Origin of the sequence: Achromobacter dolens (genome assembly GCF_902859745.1) — a bacterium.
Classification (GTDB): Bacteria; Pseudomonadota; Gammaproteobacteria; order Burkholderiales; family Burkholderiaceae_B; genus Achromobacter; species Achromobacter dolens.
The window spans coordinates 1-15,114 of record NZ_CADIJW010000031.1; the positions used below are offsets into that span (position 1 = coordinate 1).

Annotated in this window: 9 protein-coding genes; 2 read left to right on the top strand and 7 right to left on the bottom strand. The window is 69.2% G+C overall.

Going from position 1 to position 15,114, the window contains the following annotated elements:
• The coding region (locus tag HV783_RS19485; RefSeq protein ID WP_254603963.1) for a penicillin-binding protein 1A at window positions 1-2,472 on the bottom strand (2,472 nt) is incomplete at its 3' end.
• Between the two features lie 214 nt (window positions 2,473-2,686).
• Window positions 2,687-3,493 carry an AraC family transcriptional regulator gene (locus HV783_RS19490; RefSeq protein WP_054503822.1) on the bottom strand — a complete coding sequence of 269 codons (807 nt, stop codon included), beginning with the start codon at window positions 3,491-3,493 and terminating at the stop codon, window positions 2,687-2,689.
• A 168-nt stretch (window positions 3,494-3,661) separates the two neighbouring features.
• On the opposite strand from HV783_RS19490, the gene HV783_RS19495 reads away from it, so the two are divergent.
• On the top strand, window positions 3,662-4,915 hold the full coding sequence (locus tag HV783_RS19495; RefSeq protein ID WP_054503821.1) for an MFS transporter: 1,254 nt from the start codon (window positions 3,662-3,664) through the stop codon (window positions 4,913-4,915).
• A 60-nt stretch (window positions 4,916-4,975) separates the two neighbouring features.
• Here the strand turns inward: HV783_RS19495 and pgaD are convergent, their stop codons facing one another.
• Genes pgaD through pgaA form a run of 4 tightly spaced genes read right to left on the bottom strand, consistent with a single transcriptional unit; the run spans window position 4,976 to window position 11,271 of the window.
• Window positions 4,976-5,422: a poly-beta-1,6-N-acetyl-D-glucosamine biosynthesis protein PgaD gene (gene pgaD, locus HV783_RS19500; protein ID WP_024068435.1), complete on the bottom strand. Its 447-nt coding sequence runs from the start codon at window positions 5,420-5,422 to the stop codon at window positions 4,976-4,978.
• Window positions 5,419-6,756 carry a poly-beta-1,6-N-acetyl-D-glucosamine synthase gene (gene pgaC / locus HV783_RS19505; protein ID WP_175189714.1) on the bottom strand — a complete coding sequence of 446 codons (1,338 nt, stop codon included), beginning with the start codon at window positions 6,754-6,756 and terminating at the stop codon, window positions 5,419-5,421. Before pgaC ends, pgaD begins: the two co-directional genes overlap by 4 nt.
• Window positions 6,753-8,786, bottom strand: a complete 2,034-nt coding sequence (gene pgaB / locus HV783_RS19510; RefSeq protein WP_175189715.1) for a poly-beta-1,6-N-acetyl-D-glucosamine N-deacetylase PgaB — start codon at window positions 8,784-8,786, stop codon at window positions 6,753-6,755. The genes pgaC and pgaB overlap by 4 nt, the downstream gene beginning before the upstream one ends.
• A gap of 7 nt (window positions 8,787-8,793) precedes the next feature.
• Window positions 8,794-11,271, bottom strand: coding sequence for a poly-beta-1,6 N-acetyl-D-glucosamine export porin PgaA (gene pgaA, locus HV783_RS19515; protein ID WP_254603964.1), 2,478 nt, complete (start codon window positions 11,269-11,271; stop codon window positions 8,794-8,796).
• A 585-nt stretch (window positions 11,272-11,856) separates the two neighbouring features.
• Here pgaA and HV783_RS19520 point away from each other — a divergent pair.
• A complete protein-coding gene (locus HV783_RS19520) occupies window positions 11,857-13,122 on the top strand; it encodes a GGDEF domain-containing protein (protein WP_175142959.1) in 1,266 nt (421 codons plus the stop codon).
• Here the strand turns inward: HV783_RS19520 and HV783_RS19525 are convergent.
• Window positions 13,112-15,019: a S9 family peptidase gene (locus HV783_RS19525; protein WP_374700857.1), complete on the bottom strand. Its 1,908-nt coding sequence runs from the start codon at window positions 15,017-15,019 to the stop codon at window positions 13,112-13,114. The genes HV783_RS19520 and HV783_RS19525 overlap by 11 nt on opposite strands.
• Window positions 15,020-15,114: the final 95 nt, after the last annotated feature.

Below are 15,114 nucleotides of genomic sequence, written 5' to 3' on the forward strand. Positions count from 1 at the left end.
CGGCGCCGGCTGTGCGGGCGTCTGCTGCGGCGCGCCCGCCTGGGGCTGAGTCGCCGGCGGCAGCGTCGCGCCCGGCGCGGGCAGGGGCCGCACCGAGTTGTCGACGCCGTCGGTGGAGCGGTTGTTGTTGAGGAAGTCGGTCAGCGGGTCGCCGCTGGACAGGTCGAGCGAGGCCACCGCCTGGCCCGGCGGGAATTCGTTGAAATAGTATTCGCCGTTGTCCACCAGCAGGCCGTCGGGACGCGGCGCCGGCTTGGCCTCGGGCACGCCCTTGAGCGCCGGCTGCATGTAGTCGAGCCAGGTGGTCAGGGCCAGGCCGCTGCCGAATTCGTTGGTGCCCAGCGACTTGGGCTGGTCAAAGCCCATCCAGACCGTGGTGGCCAGGGTGGGGGTGAAGCCGGAGAACCAGACGTCGACCGCTTCGTTGGTGGTGCCGGTCTTGCCGCCGATGTCGTTGCGCTTGAGCACCTGGTGCGCGCGCGCCGCGGTGCCGCTGGTGGTGACGCCGCGCAGGATGTCGTCCATGACCCAGGCGGTGCGCGGGTCGATGGCGCGCGCGGCGGCGTCGCCCGCCACCACCGGCTGCGCCTGCATCAGCACATTGCCCGAGCGGTCGGTGACTTTGTCGATCAGGTAGGGCGTGACGCGGTAGCCGCCGTTGGCGAACACGCTGTAGCCGTTGACCACCTGCAGCGGCGTGGCGCCGCCGGCGCCCAGACCCAGCGGCAGCACCGCCGGCCAGCGCGCCTTGTCGAAGCCGAAACGGGTCAGGTAGTCCTGCGCGTACTGCGGGCCGATGGCCTGCAGGATGCGGATGGTGACCATGTTCTTGGACTTGTACAGGCCCTGCCGCAGCGTCAGCATCGGCTCGTAGCGGTTGCCGTCGTTCTTGGGCTGCCAGTCCTTCGAGCCGGTCTGCGCGGCGGTCAGCATGAAGGGCTGGTCGGAGATCTGCGTGGCGGGCGTCAGGCCGCGCTCCAGGGCGGCGGCGTAGACGAACGGCTTGATGTTCGAGCCCGGCTGGCGCCAGGCCTGCGTGACGCGGTTGAAGGTGCCGCGGTTGTAGTCGAAGCCGCCGATCATGGCGCGGATGGCGCCGTCCTGCGGCACCATCGACACCAGCGCCGCCTGCAGCGCCGGCATGTTGATGATTTCCCAGCCGTTGCCGTTCTTGTGGATGTAGACCACCGAGCCGCGCTGGATGCGCTGGCTGTCGCCGGCCTTGGGGTTGAGGGCGCGCGCCACCACGGCCAGCGCCTTCTTGTCGGAAATGGTGATGATCTCGCGCGCGCTGCGCGCCACGGTCACTTCCTGCGGGCTGGCGGCCAGCACCACGGCGGTGAGCAGGTCTTCGCTGTCGGGCGTCTTGTCCTGCACGCCGTCGAGGATGTCGTCGAATGCCGCGGCATCCTTTTCGACGCCGTCGGGCAGCTCGATCTGGTCTTCCGGCCCGGGGTAGGGCGCGCGGCGGGTGTAGTCCAGCACGCCGTCGCGCACGGCGCGGTAGGCGGCTTCCTGGTCCTTGGAGTCGATCGTGGTGTAGACGTCGATGCCCTTGGAGTAGGTCTGCTCCTGGAACACGCCGTACATCAACTGGCGCGCCAGTTCGGCCGGGTATTCGCCGTGGATGGCGAAGCCGCGCAGGCTGGCGCCGTCGGCGCCGCGGATCACCACATGCTGCTTGAGGGCTTCTTCGGTCTGTTCCGGCGTCAGGTAGCCCAGCGTCTTCATGCGGCCCAGCACGTAGTGCTGGCGGATCTCGGCGCGCGGGAAGTTGGTGATGGGGTTGAAGCGCGAAGGCGCCTTGGGAATGCCGGCCAGCATCGCGGCCTCGGCCGGCGTGACCTCGGACAGCGGCTTGCCGAGGTAGGTGCGCGAGGCGGCGGCGAAGCCGTAGGCGCGGTGGCCCAGGTAGATCTGGTTCATGTAGAGCTCGAGGATCTGGTCCTTGGTGAGCTCGGATTCAATCTTGTAGGTCAGCAGCAGTTCGTAGAACTTGCGCGAATAGGTCTTTTCGGACGACAGGTAGAAGTTGCGCGCCACCTGCATGGTGATCGTGCTGCCGCCCTGGGTCTTGGATTGCTTGACGAGGTTCACGAGCACGGCGCGCACCATGCCCATCCAGTCGACGCCGCCGTGCTGGTAGAAGCGGTCGTCCTCGGCCGCCAGCACGGCCTGGCGCATCACCGCCGGGATTTCGTCGAAGCGCAGCACGTTGCGGTGTTCTTCGCCGTATTCGCCGATCAGGACCTTGTCGGCGGTGTAGATGCGCAGCGGCACCCGCGGCCGGTAGTCGGTCATGGCGTGCAGGTCCGGCAGGCTGGGCCAGGCGATCGCCAGCGCCAGGCCGACCAGCAGCGCCCCGCAGACGCCGAGGCCGGCGACGGCGACGCCGGCCTTGATCAGGAGTCGTTTCCAGGGAAAGCCCGATTTGCCGCCCGGGTTGGCGGAGGATTGCTGGGGGGTGCTCATTGCTGGCGATTCTAGGGCAGAACGCTATAGACCGGCGACGGGGCCGGAAGGTTTCGGTAACCAAACTTGCCCGCGGGGACGGTTCGCGCCACGGGCAAGGCATATGGGGACGGGTTTGAGCATACGCGCCGCGCGGGTTTCGCGCAGCGGCCGGCTGCAAGCGCGCGCTGAAATGTATTGCGCGCCGTGACAAACGGCAAGGCCGGTTGCAGTGTCATGCGACATTCGCCCGCAGATAGCGTTGCGGCGGCGCGCCCAGGGCGCGGTGGAACATGGCGCTGAAGGCGCTGGGGCTGCGATAGCCCAGGTCGGCGGCGATGCGCGCCACGGGTACGCCCAGCGACAGGCGGCAGACGGCGTCGGCCAGGCGGACCTGCTGCACCCATTGCCGATAATTCAGTCCCAATTCAGCCTGGAACAGCCGGATCAGCGTGCGCGCGCTGGCGCCGACCTCGCCGGCCCAGCCCTCGATGCCGCGTTGCAGGCCGGGCCGGTCGAGGATGGCCTCGCAGATCGTCTGCAGGCGGCGGTCGCGCGGCCAGGGGATCTGGATGGGCACCACGCGGGCGGCGGTCAGTTCGGACAGGATCAGCGCGGCCACCTGCCCGGCCCGTCCGCCCAGCGGATAGTCGATGGGCTCGGCGGTCAGCGCCAGGATCAGTTCGCGCAGCAGGCCGCTGACCTCGATCACCTGGCATTGCGGCCAATAGGCCCGCGCGGCGTCGGCATGGATGTACAGCGAGCGCATCGAGACCGCGCCGATCATGTCGACGCCATGCGGCACGCCGGCCGGCACCCACAGCGCGCGCAGCGGCGGCAGGGCCCAGAAGCCGCTTGGCGTGGTGACGCGCATCACGCCTTCGACGGCGTAGATGAGTTGGGCGCGCGGATGGGAGTGGGCGCCGGTGCGGGCGCCGGCGGCGAATTCCTTGGCCATCGCCGTCACGTCGCGGGGGCGGTCCTGGTAGTCCTGGGCGTCGATGCTGCGAGCCGGGTCGAGGCGCGCGGGCCGGGTGGGCATGGTGTCACTTCCGACAAAAGGAGGAAGCCGATTTCATGGTGGGGGAAACGCTATTTTGTCACTTTCTCGACGAAAAATGTCAGACGCTGGAAGCGCGCCGTTCCTACACTGGCCAGGCCCCGGCGTGAGGTCGGACGCATTCCCGTTTTCTTTTTTCGTTCCCTATCCATGAACTCCGCCCAGAATCCCGCCGCCGCGTTGCCGGACCGCACCGCGTCCGCCGCGCCCGCGCCGAGTCCCGCCGTTGCCGATCCTTCCACCGCGTTCGCGGTATTGGGCGCGATCAGCGTGGCGCACCTGATGAACGACATGATCCAGTCGATCCTGTTGGCCATCTATCCCATGCTCAAGGATTCGTTCAGCCTGTCCTTCGCGCAGATCGGCCTGATTACCCTGGTGTACCAGTTGGCGGCCTCGCTGCTGCAGCCGTTCATCGGCTTCTACACCGACCGCAATCCCAAGCCATATTCGCTGCCGGTGGGCATGGGCTTCACGCTGGCGGGGCTGCTGTTGCTGTCGGTGGCGCCGTCGTTCGGCTGGCTGCTGGTGGCGGCGGTGCTGGTGGGCACGGGCTCGTCGGTGTTCCACCCCGAGTCGTCGCGGGTGGCGCGCATGGCCTCGGGCGGGCGCCACGGGCTGGCGCAGTCGCTGTTCCAGGTGGGCGGCAACGTCGGCTCGGCGCTGGGGCCGCTGCTGGCCGCGCTGTTCATCATTCCGCACGGCCAGCGCAGCGTGGCCTGGTTCTCGCTGGCGGCGCTGTTCGGCATCGTGGTGCTGACCGGCATCGGCCGCTGGTACAGCGCCAACCGCGTGCGCCTGAAGCCGCGCGCCCGGCGCGAGGGCAGCGGCCACGGCCTGACGCGCAACCAGGTGCTGGGCGCGCTGGGCGTGCTGGGCCTGCTGGTGTTCTCGAAGTACTTCTACCTGGCCAGCCTGAACAGCTATTTCACCTTCTACCTGATCGACAAGTTCGCGCTGTCGGTGCGCGAGGCGCAGTTGTACCTGTTCCTGTTCCTGGCCGCGGTGGCGGTGGGCACGGTGGTGGGCGGGCCGGTGGGCGACCGCATCGGCCGCAAGATCGTGATCTGGGTGTCGATCCTGGGCGTGGCGCCGTTCACGCTGCTGTTGCCGCATGCCAACCTGTTCTGGACCGGCGTGCTGGTGGTGATCATCGGCGTGGTGCTGGCGTCGGCCTTTTCGGCCATCGTGGTGTACGCGCAGGAACTGGTGCCGGGCAAGGTCGGCATGATCGCCGGCCTGTTCTTCGGCTTCGCCTTCGGCATGGGCGGGCTGGGCGCGGCGGCGCTGGGCAAGCTGGCCGATGCCACCAGCATCGGCTATGTGTACCAGGTGTGCGCCTATCTGCCGCTGCTGGGCATCGTGGCGGTGCTGCTGCCGGACGTGGAGCGCAAGCGCGCCTGAGGAGCGGGGGCGCGCGACGGCCCGTGACGGCCGCCCGCGCGCTCCGGGCGCTATCCGCCCTCAGGCCGCCGGCACGGCGGCCAGGCGCGGGCGGGCCGCCTCGATGGCCTGGATCTCGCCGTCGCCGCCATGATGGATGACGGCGACGCGGGCGGCGCGCAGTTGGGCGATCTGGCGCGGCGTGACGGCGAAGCTCAGCGCCAGCCGGTGATCGTCCAGCGGCGCGATGGGCTGGCGGCGGTCCTTGCCGCCGAAGCGCAGGTGGTTGTAGGCCGCCCACAGCACCAGCACCGCCGCATTCAGCAGGGCCAGCACGGCGTAGCTGCCGAGCGTCTGCAGCGTCGGCAGGAAGGTCGGCCAGAGCGGCGCCTGCGGCCCGCTGGCCGCGCCACGCAGGATGGCGACGATGCCGGCGCCGAACAGGTAGACGAAGGCGAGCCAGCCGACCGCGGTCAGCAGCAGGTCGAACAGATAGCCCGCGCGCGAGCGTTTGGTCGTGATGATCATGATGCGTCCGGTGATTTGATGCCGCGGTCGGGGCTGGTCCAGCGCGCGCGCTCGGCCTGCTTGCGCAGCATGACTTTGGGGAAACTGACCAGGGTGGTGAGCAGGCTCACCATCCAGTAGGCCAGGGGATACCAGATGACCCAGTAGAGCGCGCGCCACAGGCACGGCTCGTAGCGGCGGTCGATCAGGATGCTGATGGCGAATTGCAGCAGGCACACCATCGCCAGCATCATGCCGGTGAAGGCGGGCGGCATCAGGCTGGCGATGTGCATGTTGTTGGGCAGGGTCACGATCTGGCTGATGAGCCACAGCAGCACCGAGATGCCGAAGGCGAAGGCCCAGGCGGTCGACAGGCAGAATTCCAGCATCAGCGGCCACAGGCGGCGGTGGCGCCAGCTCCAGATCGAGCGCAGGTTCTTCAGGAACACCTCGGCGCCGCCCTGCGCCCAGCGCAGGCGCTGCTTCCAGATCCCGCGCAGCGTCTCGGGCATCAGGATCCAGCACAGGCCGCGCGGTTCGTAGAAGATCGACCAGTGGTCGCGCTGCAGCTTCCAACTGATGTCGATGTCTTCGGTGATCATGTCCAGGCTCCAGTAACCGACCCGGTCGAGCGCGGCGCGGCGGAAGGCGGCGACCACGCCCGACACGGTGAAGACCTGGCCGTAGACGCGCTGGGTACGCTTGATCAGGCCGATGATGGAGGAGAACTCGCCCACCTGGACGCGGCCGATCAGGGTCGAGCGGGTGCGGATGCGCGGGTTGCCGGTGACGGCGCCCACGCGCGGGTTGTCGATCAGCGGCGCCACCAGGTAGGCGGCGGCGTCCGGATCGAGCACCGCGTCGCCGTCGATGCAGACCAGGTATTCGCTGCGCGCGGCCAGCGCGCCCATGCGCAGCGCCATGGCCTTGCCCTGGTTCTGCGCCAGGTGCACCACGCGCAGGCGGGGGTGCTGTTCAGCCAGACGGTCCAGCATGGCCCCGGTGCCATCGCTGGAACCATCGTTGACGGCGATGACCTCGATGTTCGGATAGCGTTGGTTGAGGGCGGCCAGCAGGGTCTCTTCGCCGTTGTCGGCTTCGTTGTAGCAGGGCACCAGGATCGACACCAGCGGATCGCCGGCCAGCGCCGGCGGCGCCGATCCGGGCCCCCACTGCCAGCGCCGTTCCCAATGCCACCAGAAGTACAGGCCGCCGGCCATCCACATGCCGGACATGAACAGCGGGTAGAAGAAGACGAAGCCCAGCAGCGCCTGGCCGGTCAGCATCATGGTGAAGCCGAACGGCGCGCCCAGCACCGCCAGCAGGATAATCAGGGCAATCAGACGGTCGATCATCGGAGGGGATACCAGGCTTCGGAGATGGCGGGCCGGATGCCTTGCAACCGGGGCTGGTCTTGCGAGAAATCGTCGGGGTAGTAGCCGAAGCTGCGGGCGCCGCGCAGTTGCAGGCGTTGCATCCAGCCGGCCAGCACCGCGGTGTCGACGGGCGTGGCCTCGGGGCGGCCGGGGCCGGTGCGCCAGTCGCGCGCCTGCAACTCGAACACGGTCCGGTCGAGCGCGCCGGGGCGCCGCGCCACGGCGTCGACCAACCGGTCGAGCCAGGCGTTTTCCTGGCCCTTGGGCACGTTCTCCATCAGCGGCATGGCCATGGGCGCGGTCCAGTCGTAGGCGCCCAGGAAGTCGTCCAGGTTCTGCGCGAACCAGGTCTCCGATTGCGGTTCCAGGATCGGCATGGCGAAGATGTTGCGGGCGGTCTTGATCTGCGGGCCGCGCACGGCGCGCACGCGGTCGGTCAGCTCGGCGGTGAAGTCGACCAGGGCGCGGCTCTTGACGCGCGTCCAGCGTTGCAGCGTGTCCGGGTCGGCGCGCAACTGGCCGATGTCGCCGGGCAGGCCGGCGGCGCGGTAGGCCGCCAGCGCGCCGGGGCTTGCGTCCTCGAAGTCGGACAGCACGGCGTCGTCGTGGAACAGGATGCCGTCGAAAATGGCGTGGCGCGCCAGGTCCTCGTACAGGTCGCCGATGCGGGCGCGCGCGGTGGCGTCGAACGGCGACAGGCGGCGGTACTGGTCCGGATCGGGCCGCGCCTCGGCCTGGCCGGGCTGCCAGCGCGTGACGCGCGGGATCGAGGCGTCCAGGTCGTAGGCCAGCACCGGCATCCAGGCGTACACCATGACGTTGGCGCGGTTGTGCAACTGCCAGGCGGCGCGGTTGAACAGGTCGGCGCGCACCGGCAGCCAGCGGTTTGGGAAGTACACCGAGCGCACCAGGCCGTCGCCGGTGGGGTCCGAATACGCCTGCAGGAACACGGTGTTGATCTGCAGGTCGAGGATGCGCTGCACCAGTTCGCCAAGATTGCGGTCGGTCTGCGCCGGATCGGGGTCGTAGACGTAGTCCAGGTCGACGTGGGCGACCCGCATGAAGGGGGTGGCTTCCATGCCGACGATGCTGTTGGCGAACGGCTTGAGCGGCGGGTCGCTGGCCAGCAGCATGCGCGGCGTGGACATCAGGCGGCCGAGGCGGCCGGGGCCGTCTTCCAGCGTCAGCGCCAACTGGTAGCCGTTGTCGGCGGCGATGCGCAGCGTGCTGCCGCCCTCGGCGCCGTAGGGCCAGACCCAGACGCGCGGCTTTTTGCCGGTGACCTGTTCAATCTTGCGGCTGATGGCGCGCACGTCGCCGCCCATGCGGGCCTCGAATTGCGCCTCGGTCTCGTAGCGGCCGGTCTTGGCGTCGTAGGCGCGGATCGCGGCGGCCGGCTCGGTGTTGCCCTGCGGGTTGGCCAGCGCGCCGTAGTGCGAGGCGTCGGTATGGGCGGCGATCTCGACCAGCCCGGACTGCGAGATGGCGCGCACTTCGTCCCAGTTCAGGAAGCGCTGGCGCGGCTCGGGGCTGCCGCCGAAGTCCACGCGCTTGTCCGCGGGAGTATCCATCCAGGTGCCCACCGGCGCCAGCAACGCCGGCCAGCGGTAGGCCTTCAGGATCGGCAGCACGCGGGTGTAGAAGCTGCGGTAGCCGTCATCGAACGACAGCAGCACCGCGCGCTCGGGCAGCGGCTTGCCGCCCTGGCGCGCGGCCAGGATCTGGTCGACGGAGACGGCCTGGTAGCCGTTTTCGCGCAGCCAGGCCAGTTGGTCGACCAGGCGGTCGGTGCGCACGCTCAGAAAGCCCTGGTCGGGGTCGTCGTCCTCGACGTCGTGGTAGGCCAGGGCCAGGAAATTTCCCTGGACCCAGGGTTGTTCGGCGGCCGCCACGGGCCGTTCGGACGGCGGCGTGTAGACCGGGATGTCCTTGGCGCAGGCGGTCAGCGCCAGGATGGCCAGCAGCAGCAGGGCCGCCAGCAGGAGTCGGGTGGATAGCTTGAGCAACATGGCGGTCTCAGAAGCGGTAGGCAAGGTCGAACACGATGCGCAGTTCGCGCTCGCGCTGGCCGTCGTACGGGCGGCTGATGCCGGTGACCATCGCGCCCATGTCGAGCACGTCGTTGGCGCGAAAGCGCTGGCCATAGCCGAGGGCGATGACGCCGCCGGTGCCGTGGCCCTGCTGGGTGTAGGTGCCAGCGCCGATGGTGCCGATCTGTTCCCAGGCGGTTTCGTAGCGGCGGTACAGCGTGTGCGTGAGGCGCGCGCCGGGCAGCGCCATCAGGTCCGAGCGCGGGTTGTAGTAGGGCGCGTCGTCGCGGCTGTTGCGCTGGGTCGACAGGTCCAGCGTCAGGTCGGCCTTCAGGTGCGGCGCGGTGTAGACGCGCTCGCGCCCGTCCAGTCCCAGTTCCCAACGCTGGTTGCCGTCGGAAAAGCGCGACGGCGACAGCGACAGGGTCCATTCGCGCCGCTCGTTGGCGCGCCAGCGCACGAAGCCGGTCAGGCGGTTGGCGGTGATGTCGTTGGTCAAGGCCCGCAGCGGGGTCTCGCGCGACAACAGCTCGCCCGAGCCGCCCACCTGCCAGTGGTCGTCGATGTCATAGGCGGCCGACAGGCGCAGGCCCGGTTTGACGCCGTGGCCGTAGCTGTGGGTCGAGACTTCGCCCTCGACCGTCAGGTCGCGGCCGCGCCATTGCACGCCGGTGCGCAACCAGCGGTAGTTGCCGCGTCCTTCCTCGAAGTCGCCGGTGGCGTAGCCGCCGCCGCCAAAGGCGCGCCAGTTGTAGTCGATGGGCGGCGAATACAGCACCGCGTCGATGCCGAAGTCGCCATTGCCGTTGACCGGGCTGTCCGAGGCCAGGCCGCGGTAGCCGCTGATGCGCAGCTCGGCCTTGTTGTGCACTTCCCATTCGCGCGCCAGGCGGCGGCTGGTCAGGTTCTCGGGGGCGCGCGCCAGGGTGTCGGCCGACAACGCCTCGGCCTGGCGCCATTCCTGCAGGTCCATGGCGGTGAAGCCCTGGCCGTTTTCGACCTGCAGCGCGCGCGGCGCCAGGGTTTCGGCCATCTTCAGTTCGCGTTCCGAGGCGCGCGGCAGGTCGCGGCGGCGATACAGCGAGGCCAGGTCGGCGCGCAGCGTCGAGTTGTTGGGCGCGTTCTCGACCATGCCGCGCAGGCGCTGCTCGGCGGCGACCGTGTCGTCGGCCAACTGGCGCGCGGCCGCCACGGTCTGGGCGCTTTCGAGCTTGAGGTCGTTGGGGTTGCGGGTGGCCTGGCCCTTGAAGTACAGCCAGGGCGCGTAGCCGGATTCGATGGCGTCGGTGACGGCATCGGTGCGGTCGAATTCCTCGGCTTCGGCCAGCGCGTAGTACAGGCCGGTCTCGGTGTTGAGTCGGTCTTCGGCATCGTCGTCGCGGCTGGCGCCGTCGGCGCCGACCTGGCGGTAGAGGTCGCGGGCCTTTTCCGGCTGGCGCAGGTACAGGTAGGCCGAGGCGACGTCATTCAGCGCATAGCGTGGCACCGCCACGTCCTGGGCGCGCAGGGCCTCGTATTCACGCACCACGTCGGCCATGCGGACCCGCGCATGCAGCGCGTGCAGACGGTCGATGCGGGCGCGCAGCACGTCCTGGCGCGCCGGCTCGCCCAGGGCTTGCCAGGCGGGGATCAGCGCGTCGTAGCGGGCCAGCGCGCGGTCGGCGATGGCGAAGCGCCCGGCCTCGGTGCGGGTGGGCATGGCGGCCAGCCGGACCTGCTGGGCCAGCGCGTCACCCTCCATCCGGCGCAACTGCGCGGCGTCGAACAGGTCGGAATGCTGGCGGGCCAGATCCAGCGCCGGCTGCGCCAGGCGGGCGCGGCTGAGGGCGTCGATATATTCGCGCAGCACGTAGGGCGTGCCGGGCGCGATCGACAGCGCCTGGTCGGCCTGGTGCAGGGCCTCATACGGCTGGCGCAGCCGCGCATGGACATAGGCCAACGCCAGGCGCGCGTCGGCGTCGCGCGGCGCGCGCTTGACCCAGGCCTGGCCGGCGGCGAGCGCGGCCTCGGTCTGGTCGGCGTCGGCGAGGGTCATGATCTCGCCGGCGGCGAAGGCGGTCTGGCCGGGATGGCGGCTCAGGCCGGCGCGGTAGGCCGCCAGGGCCTCGGGCCAGCGACGCAGGTCGCGGTAGGCGCGAGCCGCCGCCAACTGGATGTCGGCGGGCACGGCGGCGGCCCGGGGCAGGGATTCGTAGGCGGCGACCGCCTCGCCGGGCCGGCCGGCCCAGCCGGCGATGACGATGTGGTCGTAGATCGCCTGGCGGCCGGCGCCCGCGCCTTGTTGGCGCAGCATGGCCAGCGCCGGCTCGTAGTCGCCGGCGCGGGCGCGCGTGATCAGGGCGTCATAGTCGGCGCCAGGGGCGGCCAGCGCCAGGGCGGGAGCCAGCAGCGCGCCGGCCGTGAAGGCGCGCACGGCCGTGGCGGCGGCGCGCTGTCGCGGGGCCGCCTGCGTGGCGGTCGCCATGTCGGGGCCCGCGTGGCCCCGGGGGGGCATTGTTCCTTTCAGCATCCGTAGTACTTCCGCAGTTGCGACGAGGGCGCTCACGGCTCCGCCGGCCGGACGCGCAGGGCGCGTCGCCGAAGGCGCGGCACGGACGCAAGCAAGGGCGCCGGCGGCGGATGGGAGAGCGTTGGGTAGTGACTGCGCGGCGCCCGCTGCGGGGACCTTCGCACTCGCACGAGGGAGTGCATGGCTAGTACGCGCCACGCCCGTGGGGCGTGGTTGCGACGCTTCTGGCGGCGCCGTCAACAGCCCGAACTTTATGGGTTTTCGGTCAATCCAACTGTCAATTAGTGCAAAGGGCGGCGCCGTTGTTACGAAGCTTGACGTATTCTCTGTCGCATACCGCGCAACCGTCGTGGCGGTATGCCGGTATTGGGGCAACCCGGGCACGGAACGTTGTGCGCGCGACGGAATGGGTTCACATGGTTCGCCCTGAAAGTAACAAAAAACGTCAAAAGTGCAGGTCTGTAACGTGACTACGACACTGCCTCCGGTGCAACACCTAGCGACGGCGAGCGCATGCGAACGCGCGAGCCGGTAAACAACATGACGACTTCCTTATTTTTCCTGGTGTGGGGGCTGGCGACGGCCCTGGCGCTACCCTTGCTGCTGCCGCTGCGGACGCGTGGCGTCGGCGGCGTGCAGGCGTTCACAATCGCCAACGGCCTGGCGGTGCTGTCGATGCTGGCTTACGCGTCGTCCGAAATCATGCCGCCCGGCGCCTATGTGATGGTGTCCAACGCCGCCTGGCTGGCGTCCGTAAGCCTGGTGTACGTGGGCGTGCGGCAGTTCTTCGGCCTGCGGCCGCAGGGCGCGCGCGTGGGCCTGGCGGCGGCGCTGTGTATCGTGGCGATGGCGGCCATGCTGTACCGGCAGGACTACCTGGTGGGCCGCATGGTGGTGTTCTCCACCTTCACCTGTGTGCTGATGCTCGCCACGGGCGGCGTGGTGTATCGCCAGCGCAAGCAGATCCAGACCCCCGGGGTGGTGCTCTACGTGCTGCTGGCGATGACCGGCCTGGCGCTGCTGCATGCCCTGCGCGTGGCGGTGTATGGCAGTGGGTGGGTGCCGGTGTCGTCGCTGCTGGATCCGGCGCCCTGGGGCCTGTTCTTCATCGTCTGTGGGTCGGTGACGGTGCCGGCGCTGTTCCTGGCCTTGCTGTTGCTGATCCAGACCGCGCTGTCGGAAAGAATGCAGGCGGCGCTGACCTTCGACAGCCTGACGGGCGCCTATTCCCGCCGCAGCATCCTCGACGAGCTGGAGCATGAACTGCTGCGTTGCGAGCGCGGCGACGGCCGGCTGGCGGTGCTGGTGCTGGACATCGACCACTTCAAGTCGATCAACGACCGTCACGGCCATGCGACCGGCGACGCCGCCCTGCGGCATTTTGCGCAGGCGGTGCCCAAGGCCGTGCGCGCCAGCGACCGTTTCGGCCGCCTGGGCGGCGAGGAATTCGTGCTGCTGATGTACGGCTGCGACGCCGCCTATGCGCTAGTGCAGGCGCAGCGCGTCTGCGATGCCCTGCGCGATTCGCCGCTGTACCTGCAGGGGCAGGCGTTGCGCATGACCGTCAGCGGCGGCGTGGCGACATTCCAGCCAGGCGACACCGCCGACGGCATTCTGGCCCGCGCCGACCTGGCGTTGTACAAGGCCAAGGAGCTGGGCCGCGATCGCGTCGAGATGGCCTGGAGCGGACGCGCCACGGGCCGCCCGCAGGCGGCCCGGGAGCAGGGGGAGGAAGGCGCCGCGCGGGAAGGCGCCAGCCCCGAGGGGGGCGCGTTGGCCGCGGAGGGCTCCAACCTTACGGCTTGAGGTGCTCGGTGAAGAACTTTTCCATGGCCGCGTAGAACTCGAACTTGTTTTCGTCGTTGTGGAAGCCGTGGCCTTCGTTGTCCTTGACCATGTATTCCACCTCGACGCCGCGGGCCTTCAACGCCTTGACCATCTGGTCGCTCTCGTCCTTGTTGACGCGCGGGTCCTTGGCGCCCTGGGCGATGAACAGCGGCGTCTTGATCTTGTCGGCGTGCAGGGCCGGCGAGGTGGCGGCCAGGCGGTCCTTGTCGCGCACCGGGTCGCCGACCATGTCCTGCATCTTGTCGAGCATCGGCTTCCAGTAGGGCGGAATCGACTTCATGAACGTGAACAGGTTGGACACGCCGACGTAGTCGACGGCGGCCGCGTACAGGTCGGGTGTGAAGGTCACGCCGGCCAGCGTCGCGTAGCCGCCGTAACTGGCGCCGTAGATGCCGATGCGCTTGGGATCGGCGATGCCCTGCTTGACCAGCCATTGGACGCCATCGGTGATGTCGTCCTGCATCTTCAGGCCCCATTGGCCGAAACTGGCTTCCCAGAAGGCGCGGCCATAGCCGGTGGAGCCGCGGAAGTTCATCTGCAGCACGCAGAAACCGCGGTTGGCCAGGAACTGCACCTCGGGGTTGTAGCCCCAGCCGTCGCGCGCCCACGGGCCGCCGTGCGGGTTGACGATGCATGGCAGGTTCTTGGGGTCGCGCCCGGCCGGCAGCGTCAGGTAGCCATGGATGGTGAGGCCGTCGCGGCTCTGGTAGCTGATGGGCTGCACCCGCGACATGTCGGCCTCGGGGATGGCCGGGTTGATGTCGGCCAGCTTGCTGAGGGTGTCGGCGCGGGCGTCGTAGATGTAGCGCGAGCCGGGCGTGCGGTCGTTGTAGGCGGCGACGATGAACTTGTCTTCGTCGCGGTTGGCGCCCTGGATGGCGAACTGGTAGCCCTCGAGCTGGGCTGACAGTTTCTTGAACAGGGTTTCGGTCTCGGCGTCGAAGAACTTGTACTGCGGCTTGTCGGTCTGGTAGGAGGCCACCGTCAGCACGCGGCGCTTGCGCGAGAAACCGGCCGCGTCCAGGTCGACCGTGTCCGGGGTGAAGATCTCGTCTTCCTTGTCGGGGCTGGCCGGGTCGATCACCACCAGCGCGAGCTTGTCGCGGCCGCGGTTGGACAGAGCGTAGAACTTCTTGTCGTCGAAGGTGAAGAAAGCCGGGCTGACGCTGGTGCGGTAGTCGGTGGTGAACAGCGGGCGGAACTCCGAGGCCTCGTTGTCGCGGTAGAGCAGGGTGGTGTTCAGGCCGTCGCTGGTGACGGCCGCGCGCACCTTGCCGGCGTGGTCGGTCTGCCAGCCGACGATATTGCCGGGGTTCTGCGCCACCAGCACGCCGGCGCCGGTGTGCACGTTGACGCGGTAGACGTCGAACACCTGCGGATCGCGCTGGTTGTGACTGATCAGGATGTGGTCGGGGTCGTCTTCGAGGTCGTCCTCGATGCTGGCGCGCACGCCGTCGTAGGGGGTCAGGTCGGTGACCTTGCCGGTCTTGGCGTCCACCGCCAGGACGTGGAAGTTCTCGTCGCCGCCGAAGTCCTTCTGGTACAGCACCACGTCGGGGCCTTTCCAGAAGAAGTTGCTGATGTCGCGGGCCGACTCGCTGGTCAGCTTGCGCGGTTCGCCCACCGGCTTGCTGCCTTCCAGTGCCTGGACGTAGATGTTCATGCGCGGCGGCTTGCCGTCGACGCTGGTGGGCTGCATGAAGCCCAGGGTCTTGCCGTCGTCGGCCAGGCGGAAGAAGCCGCGTTCCGGATTGCGGAAAAAGTCTTTCAGGGGGTAGGCCCGGGGCGGCTGCGCGGCGGCGCTGGCGCCCAGGGAGGCGCCGACGATACCGGCGGCCAGGATGGTGTGTTTCATGAATGAGAGCAAGGCATACCTCCGACGATTCCACCCGGCCGCGGGCGCCGCCGGACTACTGATCGATAATGCCATAGCCTCGGCCGGGGTGTCGA